We start from the raw sequence: 15,136 nt of genomic DNA, 5'->3' as shown, positions 1-15,136 counted from the left end.
TGCCCTTACGCGCGATGTGCGTAGTTCGTTGCGACCCACTTCCGGTAGTCGCCCGAAGCGACTTCGTCGGCCCATTCCTGGTTGTCCAGGTACCAGCGCACCGTCTTCGCGAGGCCGGTTTCGAACGTCTCGGCGGGCTTCCAGCCGAGTTCGCGCTCGAGCTTGCGCGCGTCGATCGCGTAGCGGCGATCGTGGCCGGGACGGTCGGTGACGTACGCGATCTGGTCGCGATACGAGCCGGCTGCCTTCGGGCGCGCCTGGTCCAGCAGATCGCACAGCGTATGCACGACCTCGAGGTTCTTCTTCTCGTTCCAGCCACCGACGTTGTACGTTTCGCCCGGCACGCCGCGGGCCAGCACTTCGCGAATCGCGCTGCAGTGGTCGCCGACGTACAGCCAGTCGCGCACGTTCTGGCCGTCGCCGTACACGGGCAGCGGCTTGCCCGCGAGCGCGTTCGCGATCATCAGCGGGATCAGCTTTTCGGGGAACTGGTACGGGCCGTAGTTGTTCGAGCAGTTCGTGGTCAGCGTGGGCAGCCCGTACGTGTGATGGTAGGCGCGCACGAGATGATCGGAACCAGCCTTCGTCGCCGAGTACGGGCTGTTGGGCGCGTACGGCGTCGTCTCCGAGAATTGCGGATCCGTCGCGGACAGCGAGCCGAATACTTCGTCGGTGGAAACGTGCAGGAACCGGAATGCGGCCTTTTCGGCTTCCGGCAGCGTGTTCCAGTACTGACGCGCAGCTTCGAGCAGCGTGAAGGTGCCGACGACATTGGTTTGAACGAAATCGGCCGGGCCGTGAATCGAGCGGTCGACGTGGCTTTCCGCGGCGAAATGCAGCACCGCGCGCGGCTTGTGCTCGGCGAACAGTGCGTCGAGTGCGGCGCGGTCGCAAATATCCGCCTGCGCGAACACGTGCTTCGGATTCCCCTGCAGCGATTTTAACGTTCCCAGATTGCCCGCATAGGTCAGTTTGTCGACGTTAAGAACCGATTCATCCGACTGATGCAGCCAATCCAGTACAAAGTTGGCACCGATAAAACCGGCGCCACCAGTAACCAATATCATGTAGCCTCTTTTTATGTGAATGGCAGGCAATACTGCCGTGCTCTCGTTGTGTACATCGCCCTCGGTGGACGCGGGACGAACAATATCAAGAAACTGCGCGGACCTGCCCCGAGTGGGCGGACCAGCCTGATCGCGGCGTATTCAAGGGCATCCCCGTATCGCGCGCATGTCAGCCAGGCAATCCGCATTGCAAGACTATTAATTCTCTATGCCGCGGCGCCCCGCATGGTGCCGTTTGTGCTACGCGTATCGCGACTTTCCATTGAATTCCCCGCGGCTCGCCGAACGTGCAATCGCACGCAAACATTTGCGCGAATTGCAGCAGGGAGCTGCGGCGGGACTCGGTGCCGATTACGGTGGGAGTTGTTGCGATACTTTAAAACGGCGGTAACTATAGCACGCCCGATTCGGGCTGAACGAGAGTCGTCTCGTTTATGTCTCGATTTAAGACGAACGTGTTTTTTTTACCGATACGGGTCTTTGTGATGCGCTCGCGGAAATTTCGCCCGCCGGTTGATTCGCCGAATCCGGTTCCTCCCGGACTCGTTTCGTGCGATGTGGCCGGCGTCGTGAGCGCGTTGCAGCCTACTTATGCCGCGGATGGAACGCCCGCTGCTGCACGTCGGCGCCATGCGCGACGATCGCCATGCTTTCCGGCACTTCCTCCCATGCGCCGCGCAGGTCGACGAGCGGCTCCGACACGACCATGAACGCGTCGTCGCCGGCTTCGGCAATCCGCGGATTGTGCGGATAGAGTTCGTGCAGATGCTTGAACGACGTGCTGTGAAACAGCGAGCGCGATTGCCGTTCGCTCGAATAGCGCACGGCGATGATCCGCTCGCCGTCCGTGGCGCAGATCGTCATGTTGAGCGGCTCGGCAACGCGATACCGCGCGGCCGTTTCCTCGACCACGCCCACCATGCGTTCGAGCGCCGGCAGCGGCGTCTGTTCGAGGCCGTAGGTCAGCGCGAGGCGGAACATCAGCTCGGAGTCGGTCGAGCCTTCAAGCGTCGGGAACAGCGCGGGGTCGACCTTCATCGTCAGGTCGCGGCGCAGCTTGTGGAAATCGCGGATCAGCCCGTTGTGCGCGAACAGCCAGCGGCCGTGGCGGAACGGGTGGCAGTTGGTTTCCTGCACGGGCGTGTCGGTCGCCGCGCGGATGTGCGCGATGAACATCCGCGAGCGGATCGCGCGTGCGGCTTCCCGCAGGTTACGGTCGTTCCACGCGGGATGCACGGAGCGGTAGCGAAACGGGAGTTCTTCGGGGCGGCCGTACCAGCCGATGCCGAAGCCGTCGCCGTTGGTCGTCGTCGCGCCCAGCTCCGAATGCAGGCTCTGGTCGATCAGCGAGTGCTTCGCGCGAAACAGCACCGTTTCGAGATGGATCGGATTACCCGTATAAGCGAGCCAGCGGCACATGGCATGCTCCTTCGCGATGGATCGTTCGCGCATGGTAGCCGACTTCGCGGCGCAGCCGAACGCGAGCCGCGGCGGCCGGCCGATCGGCCGATCGGCCAGGGCCGCCGCGATGGTCATGTGATGCGTCGCGCCGGGTGGCGCGCGGCTGCGATGGTCAGTCGCCGAGCGCGTCCATCACGCGCGCGGAGTACACGAGCGCCGCGCCGGCATTCAGCGCGATCGCGACGCCGAGCGCTTCCGCCACTTCCTCCTTGGTCGCGCCATGCTTCGCGGCTTCGGCCGTATGCACCGCGATACAGCCGTCGCAGCGCGTCGTGACGGCCACCGCGAGTGCGATCAGCTCGCGCGTCTTCGCATCGAGATGACCCGTCTTGGCGCCGGCGCCGGACAGCGCCTTGTAGCCGGCCAGCGTATCGGGCGACAGCTTGGCGATCTCGCCGATGCGCGTCGAGAGTTCCTTCCGATATTCGTTCCAGTTCAGCATGATGTGTCCTTTCGAAAGTGGTGGAGCGGGGCGGCGGTTGCCGCGGTCTCCGGCGATGCAGGGCTATTCTGATCGCTCATGCTGAGGGTTTCGATACGCTACAGTGTCAATTTTTAGCGCGAACGTCTCATGGACGCATTGAGTCAACTGTTGTCGCTGGGCCGCAGCCATGTCGAGCTCGACGTGCGCTGCCTGCTCGACGGCCCGTTCGCGATTCCGCACGATCCGTTGCCGCCCGGCGAGGCGGCGTTCCACCTGGTGCTGGCGGGCACGTGCCGGATCCGTACCGCCGACGGGCGCGCGCTGCAGCTGGCCGACGGCGACTTCGTGCTGCTGCCCGCGGGCGACGCGCACGATCTGTCCGATGTCGGGGGCGGCCGCGCGAAGCCGGTTGCGCCGCTGCGCGAGCCTGGCGCGGACGGCGGCGCGGTGCTGCCGGTCAAGTCGAATCTCGATCCGGGTGCACCGGGCGGCGCGAGCGTGGACGTGCTGTGCGGGCGCTTCGTCTATGCGCGCGGCGCCGGCGAATTGCTGATGCGCACGCTGCCGCGCATGCTGCACGTCGGGCTGCGCGAAGCATCGGGGCCTGCGCCGCTGCAACTGCTGACGAGCGTGCTGCGTGCCGAGGCGTCGAATGCGCAGCCGGGCGCACGCGCGATCGTGAATGCGCTCGGGCAGGCGCTGCTCGCGTACGCGCTGCGCGCATACGGCCGCGATGCCAGCGTGCCGGCCGGCTGGCTCGCGCTCGCCGCCGACGCGCGGCTCGGCCCGTCGGTCCAGGCCGTGCTGCAGGCGCCGGCGCAGCCGTGGACGGTCGAATCGCTCGGCGCGGCATCCGCGATGTCGCGGGCCACCTACGCACGGCATTTCCGCGAGAAGGCCGGGATGAGCGTCGGCGCGTTCGTCGCGCAGATCCGGATGATGCATGCGTGCGCGCTGCTGCAGGATACGCAGCGCGGACAGGCGGAGATCGGACAGGCCGTCGGCTATCAGTCGGAGGCGGCTTTCGGCAAGGCGTTTCGCGCGGTGCTCGGCACGACGCCGGGGCGCTGGCGGCGCGCGCAGCGCCGCGTGTAAGGCCGCAAGCGCGCTCGCCGTGCGGCGCGGCAAAGCTGCTACCCCGCGTTTCACCGACGTGGATTCCGCGCCGTCCGTGACGGAATGACGGCGCGCGGGGCGGGCGGCCGTTGCGGCCGCGCGTCGCGCGACGAACCTCGGCGGGCAGCAAGCGCCGGCGCACCGCGGGATTGCCGTACGGCCGATTGATTCGTGCCGGCGCGCATGACGATGCAGACGTTCCATTGGTGCAGGACGATATGCACGAGGAACGGACGTCCTGCCGCAAAAGCAACAGACGCAAAAAAGCCTCCGCGAGGGAGGCTATTTGCACTATCGAAGATAGTTGGTAGGGTGGGAGGGACTCGAACCCTCGACTCTCTGATTAAAAGTCAGATACTCTAACCAACTGAGTTACCACCCCACGTTCTTGAAACCTGTTCTGTCGGTTCGTTGCTTGTACAACTTGGCAAGCGACCCAAAGAGCAAAAGATTATAGCGACGGGTTATTGAGCTGTCAACAACCCGCCGCGATAATTATTTGATGCTTTCGAGCTTGCCCTGTGCCGTCTGCGCAGCGTTCGACCCGGCGTACTGCGACACGACCTGCTCGTACGTCTTCTTCGCGGCCGCCTTCTGGCCTTGTTCGAGCTGGTTCGTGCCGATTGCGACGAGGGCGTCGGCCGCGCGCGGATGCTGCGGATACTTGCTGACGATCGCTTGCCACGTTGCCGTGGAGCCGCGATAGTCGCGCAGCGCGTATTGCGCATTGCCGAGCCAGTATTGCGCGGTCGGCTGGTACGGGCTCTGCGGATACTTCGCGATGAAGCTGCGGAACGACGCCGCGGCAGCCTTGAAGTTACCGTTGCGGAACTGCTGCTGCGCCGCGCTGAGCGCTTCCGTTTCACCCGGCTGCACGGTGCCTTCGACACCGTCGATCGTCGCCTGCTGCGGCTCGAACTTCTTGAGCCGCGCGTCGAGATCCTGGTAGTACTCCTTCTGCTGCCGCTCGAGCGTCGTCAGCCGGTTCGTCAGATCCTCGTTCTCGCCGCGCAGCGTCGCGACCTGCTGGTTCAGCTGATCGAGACGGCCGGTTTGATCGAGGATCGTACGCTGCGCGGCCGACAACTGGCTCGCCAGGTTGTCGGTCTTGCTGCGCAGGTCGAGCACGGCGCGGCGCGCTTCGTTGTCGTCGAACACGCCGGCGTGCGCCGGCGCGGCCGACCACGCCGCGCCCGCGACGCAGAATGCTGCGGCAACGCGCAGCCAGGTTAAACGGTGCGTCATACGGCGATTCTTCCGTTACTTACTGTTGGTAGACGAGGTCGGCGCGACGGTTCTGCGCCCACGATGCTTCGTCGTGACCCGTTGCCTGCGGCTTTTCCTTGCCGAGGCTCACGGCTTCCATCTGCGAGTCGTTCACGCCGAGGAGTGCCATCGCGCGGCGAACGGCTTCCGCACGCTTCTGGCCCAGCGCGAGGTTGTACTCGCTCGTGCCGCGTTCATCGGTGTTGCCCTGGATCAGCACGTGACGCTGCGGGTGGCTCTTCAGGTACTGCGTGTGTTGCTGCAGCAGCGGCTGGTATTCGTCCTTCACCGAATAGCTGTCGAAATCGAAGTAGATGCTGCGCTTCGCGAGCGGGCTGTTCGGATCGTTCAGCGGATCGACGTTCACTTGCGCGACGTTGTCGGCGCTCGGCTGCGTGCTCATCGCACCCGCGTTGTTCGCCTTGTCGTCGAGCTTCACGCCCGACTTACACGCTGCGAGCGCGCCGATCATCATCACAGCCAGGGCCAGACGAACTTTTTTCGACATCATGGTTACTCTCCTTTTGGTCATTGCATGAAGGGCCCCCACGACGGCTCACGAACGGAGCCGCCCTGGACGGACAGGATCTGCGGCGGCGCGCTGCCGTCGGAAGGCACAGCGGCCAGTACGTTGCGCCCGCCCGACTGGGTGGCGTAGAGGAGGTACTGGCCGTTTGCCGCGAAGCTCGGCGATTCGTCGCGATTCGTGTTGGTGATGGCGTTCGCCGCGCCCGATTGCAGATCCTGAACGTACAGCTTGAAGCCCCCGCCCGTGCGGGAGATGTAAGCGAGCAGCTTGCCGTCCGGGCTGATGCGCGGGCTGGTGTTGTAGCTGCCGGTGAAAGTCACGCGCTGCGCGGCGCCGGCGCTTTCGCCTTGCGCGGGCATCCGGTAGATCTGCGGCGCACCGCCGCGATCGCTAGTGAAGTAGATCCAGCGGCCGTCCGGCGAGTAGAACGGCTCGGTGTCGATCGAGCTGCTCTGCGTGAGACGGCGCAGGCCGCCGCCGTTCGCGTTGACCGTATAGATTTGCGTATTGCCGGTGAGCGACAGCGCGACGGCGAGCGTGTTGCTGTCCGGCGACCACGCCGGTGCGCTGTTGTTGCCCTTCTGGTCGGAGACCATGTAGCGGCGGCCCGTCGGCAGGTCGTGGATGTAGACGATCGGCTTCTTGCGCTCGAACGACACGTACGCGACCTTCGTGCCGCTGGGCGACCATGCCGGCGAGATGATCGGCTCCGTGCTCGACAGCGCGATACGCGCGTTCTGGCCGTCGGAATCCGAGATCTGCAGCTGGTAGCGGTTGCCCGTCTTGATCACGTACGACAGGCGCGTGGCGAACACGCCGCGCACGCCGAGCAGCTTCTGGTAGATGTAGTCGGCGATCTTGTGGCCGGCCGTGCGCAGCGTGTTGTCGTTCGCCGTCAGCGACAGGCCGCCGAGGCTTTGCTGCTTCACGGTGTCGTACAGGATGAAGTTCACCTTGTACTGGCCGTTTCCTTCGCGATTCACGCTGCCGGCGACGAACGCATTGGCGCCCTTGGCCTTCCATGCGCCGAGATCGACCGATGCGGTCTCGGGCACGGGCGTGCTGCCCGCGTCGATATTGGTGAATTTGCCGCTGCGGGCGAGATCCGCGCGGACGATCGACGTGACCTGCTGCGGCAGGCCCGCTTCGTTCGCGAAGTTCGCGGTCGCGATGGGGAACTGGCTCGAACCAACGCCGGTGATCAGCACGTTGACCTGCGCGTTGGCGCTGCCGCCCGCGGCAATCAGACACGAGGCCACGAGTGCCCTGAAACCTAGCTTCGTCATCAAACTCATGCTTCTTGCTTCCCGTATGACTTGAATCGCTGCGCAACCGCAGAGACAGTAAAAATACCCGATTCGTTCCCGTCTGACAGCGACGCCCGGAGTGTAAGCGCTTTTGCGTTCACTCCGCCGCCTTGAAGGTAATCGTAATGTCCGGCGGGGTACGACCGTTAGAATCGGGCGGCAACGGGACCGACGCCTGGATCGCATTGACCACGGCTTGATCCCACCCCGAATTTCCGCTCGAACGGCGGATCGAAACGCTCAGCACGTCGCCCGATGGCGTACAGCGGATCGCGACGACGGTCGTCAGGCCGGCGCGCTCGCCGCCCCAGACGATGTTCGGCTTCACGCGGCGGCGCACCTTGTCAGGATAGCCGGGCGACGCGGCATTGCCACCGGAACCCGTGCCGGTGCCGCTGTGCGCGAGGCCCTGGCCGCCGCCTTCACCGGCGCCTGCCATGCCCTGCATCTGCGCGAGGCGTGCGTTCCGTTCCTGGTCGAGCTTCGCCTTCGATGCCGCTTCGGCCTTCGCGCGCGCAGCCGCTTCGGCCTTCGCTTCGGCCTTCGCCTTCGCTTTGGCCTGCGCCTGGGCTTCCGCCTTCGCCTTCGCGGCCGCATCGGCCTTGGCCTTCGCCGCCTGCTGCGCCTCGAGCTGCGCCTGCTTCTGCTGTTGAAGCTTCTGCTGTTCGAGTTTTTGCTGCTCGACGAGCTGCTGTTGCTTCAGCTTGTCCGCCTGCTTCTGCTTTTCGCGCTCGGCGGCCTTTTGCGCGGCGAGCGCGGCGGCCTGCTGGGCGGCGAGCTGCGCGCGCCGGGCTTCGTCTTCCTGCTTTTTCAGTTGCTGCGCGCGGCGCTGCTGCTGCTCGAGCAGCGCTTCACGCGCGGCCGCTTCCTGCTGCCGCTTCTTCTGCTGCAATGCGATGTCGGCCTGCTCGTCGCGCACGGGCGGAGCGGGCGGCGCCACCTTCGCGGGCGGCGGCGGCACGACGGGGCGCGGCGTGGGGACGTCGGGCACCGCAGTCCACAGCTCGGCTTCGGCGCCTGCCGGCGTGCTGTTCTGCCATTGCACGCCGTGATAGAGAAACAGCGCCAGCAGCACATGCATCAGCGCGGCGAGCGCGAACGCACGCCAGGTGCCGCGCTCGCGAGGAGGCTGAGGCGGGTAGGCGTTGCCGCGCGTGGATTGCTGCCGGTTCATTGCGATTTGACGAGGAGGCCGACGCGCTTGACGCCGCGCGCCTTCAGATCCGACATCACAGTCATGACGGCATCGTACTGCACGGTCTTGTCGGCCGCGATCACGACCGGCTGGTCGGGATGGTCAGCCTGACGGGACGCGATGAAGCTGTCGAGCTCGCCCTTGGTCATCGTGTCTTCCTGCGTCGCGCCGGAGTCGCCCTTGTACTTGACGCTCATCGTCCGGTCGGCCTTGATGTTGACGACGACGGGCGGCGTCTGCTCCTGCGGCGCGGCATTGCCGACGGTCGGCAGATTGATGATCGACGGGGCGACGAGCGGTGCCGTGACCATGAAGATCACGAGCAGCACGAGCATCACGTCGATGTACGGCACGACGTTGATGTCGGCCATCGCGCGGCGCGAACGGCCGCCGCGCATGCTGGATCGAATGGGGCTTCCTGCCATGGCGCGCTCCTTACTGGGCCTGACGCTGCAGGATGTTCGAGAACTCTTCGATGAAGGTCTCGAAGCGGATCGCGAGGCGGTCGATGTCGTGCGCGTAGCGGTTGTACGCGACGACTGCCGGAATCGCGGCGAACAGGCCGATTGCGGTCGCGACGAGCGCTTCCGCAATGCCCGGCGCGACGTTCGCGAGCGTGGCCTGCTGCACGTTCGCGAGGCCGCGGAACGAGTTCATGATCCCCCACACCGTGCCGAACAGACCGATGTACGGGCTGACCGAGCCGACCGACGCGAGGAACGCGAGGTTCGCTTCGAGCACGTCCATTTCACGCTGGAACGACGCACGCATCGCGCGACGCGCACCGTCGAGCACGAGGCCCGGATCGCTGAGGCGCTTTTCCTTCGCCTTCAGGAATTCGCGCATCCCCGATTCGAAGATCCGCTCGAGCGCGCCGATCGTATGGCGGTTGTTGGCCGCGCTCTGATACAGCGCCTGCAGGTCGCCGCCCGACCAGAAATCCCGCTCGAAGCGTTCGGTCTGCGCGCGCGCACGGCGAATCGCGAACCACTTGCGGAAAATGAAGGTCCACGACATCAGCGACAGCAGCAGCAGCAGCCCCATCACGGCCTGGGCCAGCACGCTCGCGTTGAGGACGAGGGAAATGATCGACAGGTCTTGAGAAGTGTTCATAGAGGTTTGAGTAACGTCCCATCGGGGCGCCGGGTACGCGTGCGGCGCGGCGCGCCGGTCTGGCCTGGCGCCGAACCTTGCTTAGTATCGATTCAGGAAGGCAAGTTCATGGGCCTTGTCTAAACGGTGCTCATTCGAGCTTCGTTGACAATACAGTCTGCCCGGCGTCGGTGACGGGCCCGCGATGCAGCGCGTCGAGTACGACCGGCGGGATCGCCGCGGGCCGAATGCCGGTACGGTCGACGCAGCCGAGGCGGATATGTCCGGCGACGAGCAGCGTGTTGCCACGCCATGCTTCCTGCGTGAATTCCACCGATGCGCGGCCGATGCGTCCGGGCCGGCTCGTGATGGCCAGTGCGTCGTCGAGTCGCGCCGGTGCGCGGTAGTCGAGCGACGTGCTGCGGACGATGAAAATCGCGCCGGTGTCGTCGGCGAGCCGGCGCTGGTCGATGCCGCACGCGCGCAGCCATTCGGTGCGGGCGCGCTCGAAGAACTTCAGGTAGTTGGCATAGAAAACGATGCCGCCTGCATCGGTATCCTCGTAGTACACGCGCACCGGCCAGGTAAAGCCGGAGGGCGCATCCGGGGAGCGGGTAGGCTGAGTCATGGCGCGCATTCTACCGGAACGGCGAGGCCGGATTCGTAACCGTTTCGTAACGGAATGTAGTACGTCGTATTGCACCGCAGGCCGCCGCAGGCACGGCCCGCGGTGTATCCGGGCGCGTCAGCCGCGATGGATCGCGAGACCGGCCGGCGCCTGCGCGACCGGCATCATCTCGATCGTGTTGATGTTGACGTGAGCGGGGCGCGTCGCGATCCAGTAGATCGTATCGGCGATGTCCTCGGCCGTGAGCGGCTGGACGTTCTGGTACACGTTGGCTGCCTTCGCATCGTCGCCGCGGAAGCGGACGTTCGAGAATTCCGTGCCGCCGCACAGGCCCGGCTCGATGTCGGTTACGCGCAACGGCGTGCCGATCAGGTCGGCGCGCAGGTTCAGGCTGAATTGTCGGACGAAAGCCTTCGTCGCGCCGTATACGTTCCCGCCCGGGTACGGATACATGCCGGCAACCGAGCCGAGATTGAAGATGTGGCCGCGACCGCGGGCGATCATGCCGGGCAGCAGCGTGTGCGTGACGGTGACGAGGCCCGAGCAGTTCGTGTCGATCATGGTCTGCCACTCGTCGAGGCTGGCCTTCTGGGCCGGCTCGACGCCGAGCGCGAGGCCGGCATTGTTGACGAGCACGTCGAGCGCCGCGAATTCGGCGGGAAGGGCGGCCGGGACGGCTTCGACGGCCGCGCGGTCGCGTACGTCGAGTTCGAGCGGCAGCAGTGCGTCGCCGAGTTCTGCGGCGAGTGCATCGAGGCGATCCTTGCGGCGCGCGGTTGCGACGACGCGATGGCCGCCCTTGACGAAAGCACGGGCGATGGCGGCGCCGAAGCCGGCGGACGCGCCTGTGACGAACACGATCATTGCTGCTCCTGGTCGGTAACAAAGTGGCGGATAGTATCCCGCAAGCCTACTGAGATTGCCGCACCGCGGCAAGACGGCGAAGCGTTCCGGCACGGGAGCGTAGAGTCTGGCCCTTATTATTTCGGCGCGGCTGCCGCGCGGTTGCCTATTCATGACGCATCCAATACACTAACGCGCTCATCACCCCTGCGTGACTGGCGATAGAACCCTTCGGGTTCAAGGTGGAGCATCCCACCGTGAAGCGCGGGGCGCCGTTTTTGCCGTTCGCCTGGGCAGCCGTTGTGCGCCGTTGCGTGCATCGCCGGTGGCTGTCCTGCCTCGCGTCATACGGATTCTTCCGCCACGTCGAGCTGGTTCCGCCAGCAGCGCAATGTACTCGGCCGCCCCGGTCAACCTGTACACACTTAACGGAAACCGTATGTTTGACAGAGCCCAAAGCACCATCGCGAACGTCGACCCCGAACTCTTTGCAGCGATCGAGCAGGAAAACCGCCGCCAGGAAGACCACATCGAGCTGATCGCGTCGGAAAACTACACGAGCCCGGCCGTGATGGCCGCCCAGGGTTCGCAGCTCACGAACAAGTACGCGGAAGGTTACCCGGGCAAGCGCTACTACGGCGGCTGCGAGTACGTCGACATCGTCGAGCAACTGGCGATCGACCGCGTGAAGCAACTGTTCGGCGCGGAAGCCGCGAACGTGCAGCCGAACTCGGGCTCGCAGGCGAACCAGGGCGTGTTCTTCGCGATGCTCAAGCCGGGCGACACGATCATGGGCATGAGCCTCGCGCACGGTGGTCACCTGACGCACGGCTCGCCGGTGAACATGTCGGGCAAGTGGTTCAACGTCGTCAGCTACGGCCTGAACGAAAACGAAGACATCGACTACGAAGCCGCCGAGAAGCTCGCGAACGAACACAAGCCGAAGCTGATCGTTGCAGGCGCATCGGCGTTTGCACTGAAGATCGACTTCGAGCGTCTGGCGAAGATCGCTAAGTCGGTCGGCGCTTACCTGATGGTCGACATGGCGCACTACGCGGGCCTGATCGCAGCCGGTGTGTACCCGAACCCGGTGCCGCACGCCGACTTCGTGACGACCACGACGCACAAGAGCCTGCGCGGCCCGCGCGGCGGCGTGATCCTGATGAAGGCCGAGTACGAGAAGCCGATCAACTCGGCGATCTTCCCCGGCATCCAGGGCGGCCCGCTGATGCACGTGATCGCCGGCAAGGCAGTGGCGTTCAAGGAAGCGCTGTCGCCGGAATTCAAGGAATACCAGCAGAAGGTGGTCGAGAACGCACGCGTGCTGGCTGAAACGCTGGTCAAGCGCGGCCTGCGCATCGTGTCGGGTCGTACGGAAAGCCACGTGATGCTGGTCGACCTGCGCGCGAAGAACATCACGGGCAAGGCAGCGGAAGCGGCACTCGGCGCGGCGCACATCACGGTGAACAAGAACGCGATCCCGAACGATCCGGAAAAGCCGTTCGTGACCAGCGGCATCCGTCTGGGTTCGCCGGCGATGACGACGCGTGGTTTCGGCCCGGCGGAAGCCGAGACGGTCGGCAACCTGATCGCCGACGTGCTCGAGAATCCGGAAGATGCAGCGACGATCGAGCGTGTGCGCGCGCAAGTGGCCGAGCTGACCAAGCGTTTCCCGGTCTATCGCTGATCGACGATGCGCTGCCCGTTCTGCCGGCATGAAGACACGCAGGTCGTCGACTCGCGCGTGTCCGAAGATGGCGCCGCGATTCGTCGGCGCCGTCGCTGCTCGGCTTGCGACAAGCGTTTCACGACTTACGAGCGGGTCGAGCTGAACCTGCCCGCCGTCGTGAAGAAGGACGGCAGCCGCACCGAATTCGACCGTCGCAAGATCGTCGCCAGCATGCAACTCGCGCTGCGCAAGCGGCCGGTTGCGGCTGACGCGATCGACGCGGCGGTCGCCCGCATCGAGTATCAACTGCTCGCGACCGGCGAGCGTGAAGTGCGTAGCGAGAAGCTCGGCGAACTCGTGATGAACGAGTTGCGCGGCCTCGATACGATCGCCTATGTCCGTTTCGCATCGGTATATCGCCGGTTCGAGGACGTCTCCGAATTTGCCGACGTGATCGAAGAGTTCCGTCGCGCGTCCCCCTCCAAGCCTTCGCGTAAGCGCTGACGCGCTGCGTTCGTACATCGCCTTCTCCTTGGGTTCGATTCGCGCCGATTGTGTCGGTCGCGATCGCATGTCGCCAGTCGGCCGTTCGGCCAATGGCGCGCGTCCGCACGCGTCGCTACAGTCGTCGCATCACGTTGGCGGAGGGCGATGGCGATGGGGCGGCACCGGCAGGTAGTTGAAAAAGGCAGGCGATGCGGCGGCGGATTCACGCTCGTCGAGCTGATGGTCGCGATTGCGCTCGTGGTCGGGATGGGGCTCTATGCGGCGCCTGCTTTCGATCAGTGGCGCATGCGCGAACGCGTCGATGCGCGTGCCCGAGTGCTGCTCGGCGCGTTGTCGTTCGCGCGCACGGAGGCCGCGCGTCTCGGCGTGCGCGTCACGCTGTGCAGGGCCGGCGGCGACGGTGCCTGCGTGCGTTCGGGCGAGCGCTGCGGCCCGGCGGAATGGTCGTGCGCGTGGATCGTCAGCGGGCAGTTCGACGGGCAGTCGCGCGTGCTGCGGCGATATCCACATGATGCGGAAATCGCTGTCGCGGGCGCCGCGCACGATCTCGCGTTTGCGCCGCCTGCCGGTCAAGTGATCGGCGGCATCCGTCGTTTCGAATTGCGTCCGCAGCGTGAGTCGACGGGAGACGATGCGGCACGCGTGTCGCGGTGTATCCCGATCGCGGCGGGCGGTCGCGCGCGCGTCGTCGCCGGGCGATGCGATGCGGCATGAGGTGCGGCATGAAGCACGGCATGAAGCGCATGCGCGAATCGACCCGCGGCACGTCGCTGCTCGAAGCGGTGCTGGCCGTGGCGCTGCTCGCGGTCGTGATGCTGGCGGTGGCCGGCAGCCAGCTCGCGATGGCGCGCATGCAGCGGGCGACGATCTGGCGCGAGCGTGCGCTATGGCTCGCCGATGCGCGGATCGAGCGGCTGCACGTCGCTGCAACGGCCGACGATGGCGTCGCCGCACTCGTGGCCGCATCGCTGCCGGGCGGCGCAATGACGCTGGATCCCGGCGCCGGCGACGTACGGTACGCGGTGGTCGGCTGGCGCGACGCCGGCGCTGCCGCTTCGGCGCGATGCGAAGCGGCGGGAGTGACGACAGGGCCACCGTCGTGCGTGCGGATTCCGTTTCGGGAGGCCGATGCCGATGAACGCTGATCGCCGCATTCGCGCGCATACGTTGCTCGAGGTGCTGGTCGCGATGACCGTCGGTCTGCTCGTGCTTGCCGCTGCCGGCGCGCTGTATCACGCGCAGCGCGTCGCACAGCGGCGCGCCGAGGACGGCTTCCGGATGCGCGATGCAGCCGCGACCGCGCTGACGTTGATCGGCCACCAGCTTCAGATGGCCGGCTTTCGTCCGCTCGATGTGGAAGGGGCGCCATCGTTGTCGCCGGTGTTCGGCTGTTCGGCGGCGCGCGTGCGAGGCGATGGCGCACAGGTGGGGTGCGAGGCCGTGCGCGCCGCGTCGGATGCGGTGCTGATCCGGTATGTCGGCGATACCGTGTCGACGTGGCCGACGATCGGCGCGCAGGTATCGGATTGTCTCGGGCAGGGTGTCGGCACGGCCGGTGAACGGCCGCTCGTCGAGAACCGCTTCGATGCGCACGTGAGTCCGTCGACGGGCGAGCCGGAGTTGTACTGTGAAGGGAGCGGGCGCCCGGGCACGCCGCAGCCCGTCGTGGCCGGGATCGATCAGTTGCGCGTGCGCTACCTGCGTCACGCGGACGTGCAGTTCATCGATGCAGATGCGATGCGTGCCGGCGACTGGCACGAAATCGTCGCCGTGCATGTGTGCGTGCGGGCACGCGGCGAACCGATGCGGGAACCGACGAGCCATGTCGATTGCGACGGACGCGCGGTCGTTGCGCACGATGGTCGCGCGCGTCTCGTGCTGCATCGGATCGTCGCGTTGCGAAACGCCGCGCTCGCGACGGCCGAGCGCGGCCGTGACGCAGCGCGTGCCTACGAGGTGTTCCGATGATTCGTGCGAACAAGCGTGTGAACGGACCCGCGATGCAAGGCGCGGCAGCACATGTCCGCAACGG

At 65.8% G+C, this 15,136-nt stretch carries 17 protein-coding genes, 1 tRNA gene and 1 riboswitch; of the genes, 6 read left to right on the top strand and 12 right to left on the bottom strand.

Annotated elements, in window-relative coordinates:
* Positions 1-5: 5 nt before the first annotated feature.
* From rfbB to O1Q03_RS18900, 3 genes are all read right to left on the bottom strand, one after another.
* Positions 6-1,067, bottom strand: coding sequence for a dTDP-glucose 4,6-dehydratase (gene rfbB, locus O1Q03_RS18910; RefSeq protein WP_269505352.1), 1,062 nt, complete (start codon positions 1,065-1,067; stop codon positions 6-8).
* A 585-nt stretch (positions 1,068-1,652) separates the two neighbouring features.
* The gene (locus O1Q03_RS18905) at positions 1,653-2,486 is read right to left on the bottom strand and encodes a class II glutamine amidotransferase (RefSeq protein WP_269505393.1); all 834 of its coding nucleotides are present in this window, start codon (positions 2,484-2,486) and stop codon (positions 1,653-1,655) included.
* Between the two features lie 154 nt (positions 2,487-2,640).
* On the bottom strand, positions 2,641-2,970 hold the full coding sequence (locus tag O1Q03_RS18900) for a carboxymuconolactone decarboxylase family protein (RefSeq protein WP_043189451.1): 330 nt from the start codon (positions 2,968-2,970) through the stop codon (positions 2,641-2,643).
* A 129-nt stretch (positions 2,971-3,099) separates the two neighbouring features.
* Between O1Q03_RS18900 and O1Q03_RS18895 the strand changes: the two genes are divergently transcribed.
* The gene (locus O1Q03_RS18895) at positions 3,100-4,047 is read left to right on the top strand and encodes a cupin domain-containing protein (RefSeq protein WP_269505351.1); all 948 of its coding nucleotides are present in this window, start codon (positions 3,100-3,102) and stop codon (positions 4,045-4,047) included.
* Positions 4,048-4,373: 326 nt separating this feature from the next.
* Here O1Q03_RS18895 and O1Q03_RS18890 read toward each other — a convergent pair.
* From O1Q03_RS18890 to O1Q03_RS18850, 9 genes are all read right to left on the bottom strand, one after another.
* Positions 4,374-4,450, bottom strand: a tRNA-Lys gene (locus O1Q03_RS18890).
* A 113-nt stretch (positions 4,451-4,563) separates the two neighbouring features.
* Positions 4,564-5,313, bottom strand: coding sequence for a tol-pal system protein YbgF (gene ybgF / locus O1Q03_RS18885; protein WP_269505350.1), 750 nt, complete (start codon positions 5,311-5,313; stop codon positions 4,564-4,566).
* A 19-nt stretch (positions 5,314-5,332) separates the two neighbouring features.
* Positions 5,333-5,845 carry a peptidoglycan-associated lipoprotein Pal gene (gene pal / locus O1Q03_RS18880; protein WP_269505349.1) on the bottom strand — a complete coding sequence of 171 codons (513 nt, stop codon included), beginning with the start codon at positions 5,843-5,845 and terminating at the stop codon, positions 5,333-5,335.
* 17 nt (positions 5,846-5,862) lie between these two features.
* Positions 5,863-7,158, bottom strand: coding sequence for a Tol-Pal system beta propeller repeat protein TolB (gene tolB, locus O1Q03_RS18875; RefSeq protein ID WP_269505348.1), 1,296 nt, complete (start codon positions 7,156-7,158; stop codon positions 5,863-5,865).
* A 109-nt stretch (positions 7,159-7,267) separates the two neighbouring features.
* Positions 7,268-8,344: a cell envelope integrity protein TolA gene (gene tolA, locus O1Q03_RS18870; RefSeq protein WP_269505347.1), complete on the bottom strand. Its 1,077-nt coding sequence runs from the start codon at positions 8,342-8,344 to the stop codon at positions 7,268-7,270.
* Positions 8,341-8,790 carry a protein TolR gene (gene tolR / locus O1Q03_RS18865; protein WP_269505345.1) on the bottom strand — a complete coding sequence of 150 codons (450 nt, stop codon included), beginning with the start codon at positions 8,788-8,790 and terminating at the stop codon, positions 8,341-8,343. The genes tolA and tolR overlap by 4 nt, the downstream gene beginning before the upstream one ends.
* A 10-nt stretch (positions 8,791-8,800) precedes the next feature.
* Positions 8,801-9,478, bottom strand: coding sequence for a protein TolQ (gene tolQ, locus O1Q03_RS18860; protein ID WP_034182824.1), 678 nt, complete (start codon positions 9,476-9,478; stop codon positions 8,801-8,803).
* A gap of 130 nt (positions 9,479-9,608) precedes the next feature.
* Complete coding sequence (ybgC, locus tag O1Q03_RS18855; protein ID WP_269505343.1) at positions 9,609-10,094, bottom strand: tol-pal system-associated acyl-CoA thioesterase; 486 nt, start codon at positions 10,092-10,094, stop codon at positions 9,609-9,611.
* A gap of 108 nt (positions 10,095-10,202) precedes the next feature.
* Positions 10,203-10,949 carry an SDR family oxidoreductase gene (locus O1Q03_RS18850; RefSeq protein ID WP_269505342.1) on the bottom strand — a complete coding sequence of 249 codons (747 nt, stop codon included), beginning with the start codon at positions 10,947-10,949 and terminating at the stop codon, positions 10,203-10,205.
* Between the two features lie 180 nt (positions 10,950-11,129).
* Positions 11,130-11,230: riboswitch (ZMP/ZTP riboswitch) on the top strand.
* Positions 11,231-11,367: 137 nt separating this feature from the next.
* Here O1Q03_RS18850 and glyA point away from each other — a divergent pair.
* The 5 genes from glyA (at position 11,368) to O1Q03_RS18825 (ending at position 15,072) form a co-directional block, all read left to right on the top strand.
* Positions 11,368-12,615, top strand: a complete 1,248-nt coding sequence (gene glyA / locus O1Q03_RS18845; RefSeq protein WP_269505341.1) for a serine hydroxymethyltransferase — start codon at positions 11,368-11,370, stop codon at positions 12,613-12,615.
* A 6-nt stretch (positions 12,616-12,621) separates the two neighbouring features.
* Complete coding sequence (gene nrdR / locus O1Q03_RS18840; protein WP_006754597.1) at positions 12,622-13,101, top strand: transcriptional regulator NrdR; 480 nt, start codon at positions 12,622-12,624, stop codon at positions 13,099-13,101.
* 153 nt (positions 13,102-13,254) lie between these two features.
* Positions 13,255-13,818 (top strand): GspH/FimT family pseudopilin, encoded by a 564-nt coding sequence (locus O1Q03_RS18835; protein ID WP_269505392.1) that lies wholly within the window; start codon positions 13,255-13,257, stop codon positions 13,816-13,818.
* A gap of 20 nt (positions 13,819-13,838) precedes the next feature.
* On the top strand, positions 13,839-14,249 hold the full coding sequence (locus O1Q03_RS18830; RefSeq protein ID WP_269505391.1) for a hypothetical protein: 411 nt from the start codon (positions 13,839-13,841) through the stop codon (positions 14,247-14,249).
* A complete protein-coding gene (locus tag O1Q03_RS18825) occupies positions 14,233-15,072 on the top strand; it encodes a PilW family protein (protein ID WP_269505337.1) in 840 nt (279 codons plus the stop codon). Before O1Q03_RS18830 ends, O1Q03_RS18825 begins: the two co-directional genes overlap by 17 nt.
* Positions 15,073-15,136: the final 64 nt, after the last annotated feature.

It is taken from the genome of Burkholderia sp. IMCC1007 (assembly GCF_027257875.1).
Taxonomy (GTDB): domain Bacteria; phylum Pseudomonadota; class Gammaproteobacteria; order Burkholderiales; family Burkholderiaceae; genus Burkholderia.
This window is presented reverse-complemented; position numbering and strand designations above follow the sequence as displayed.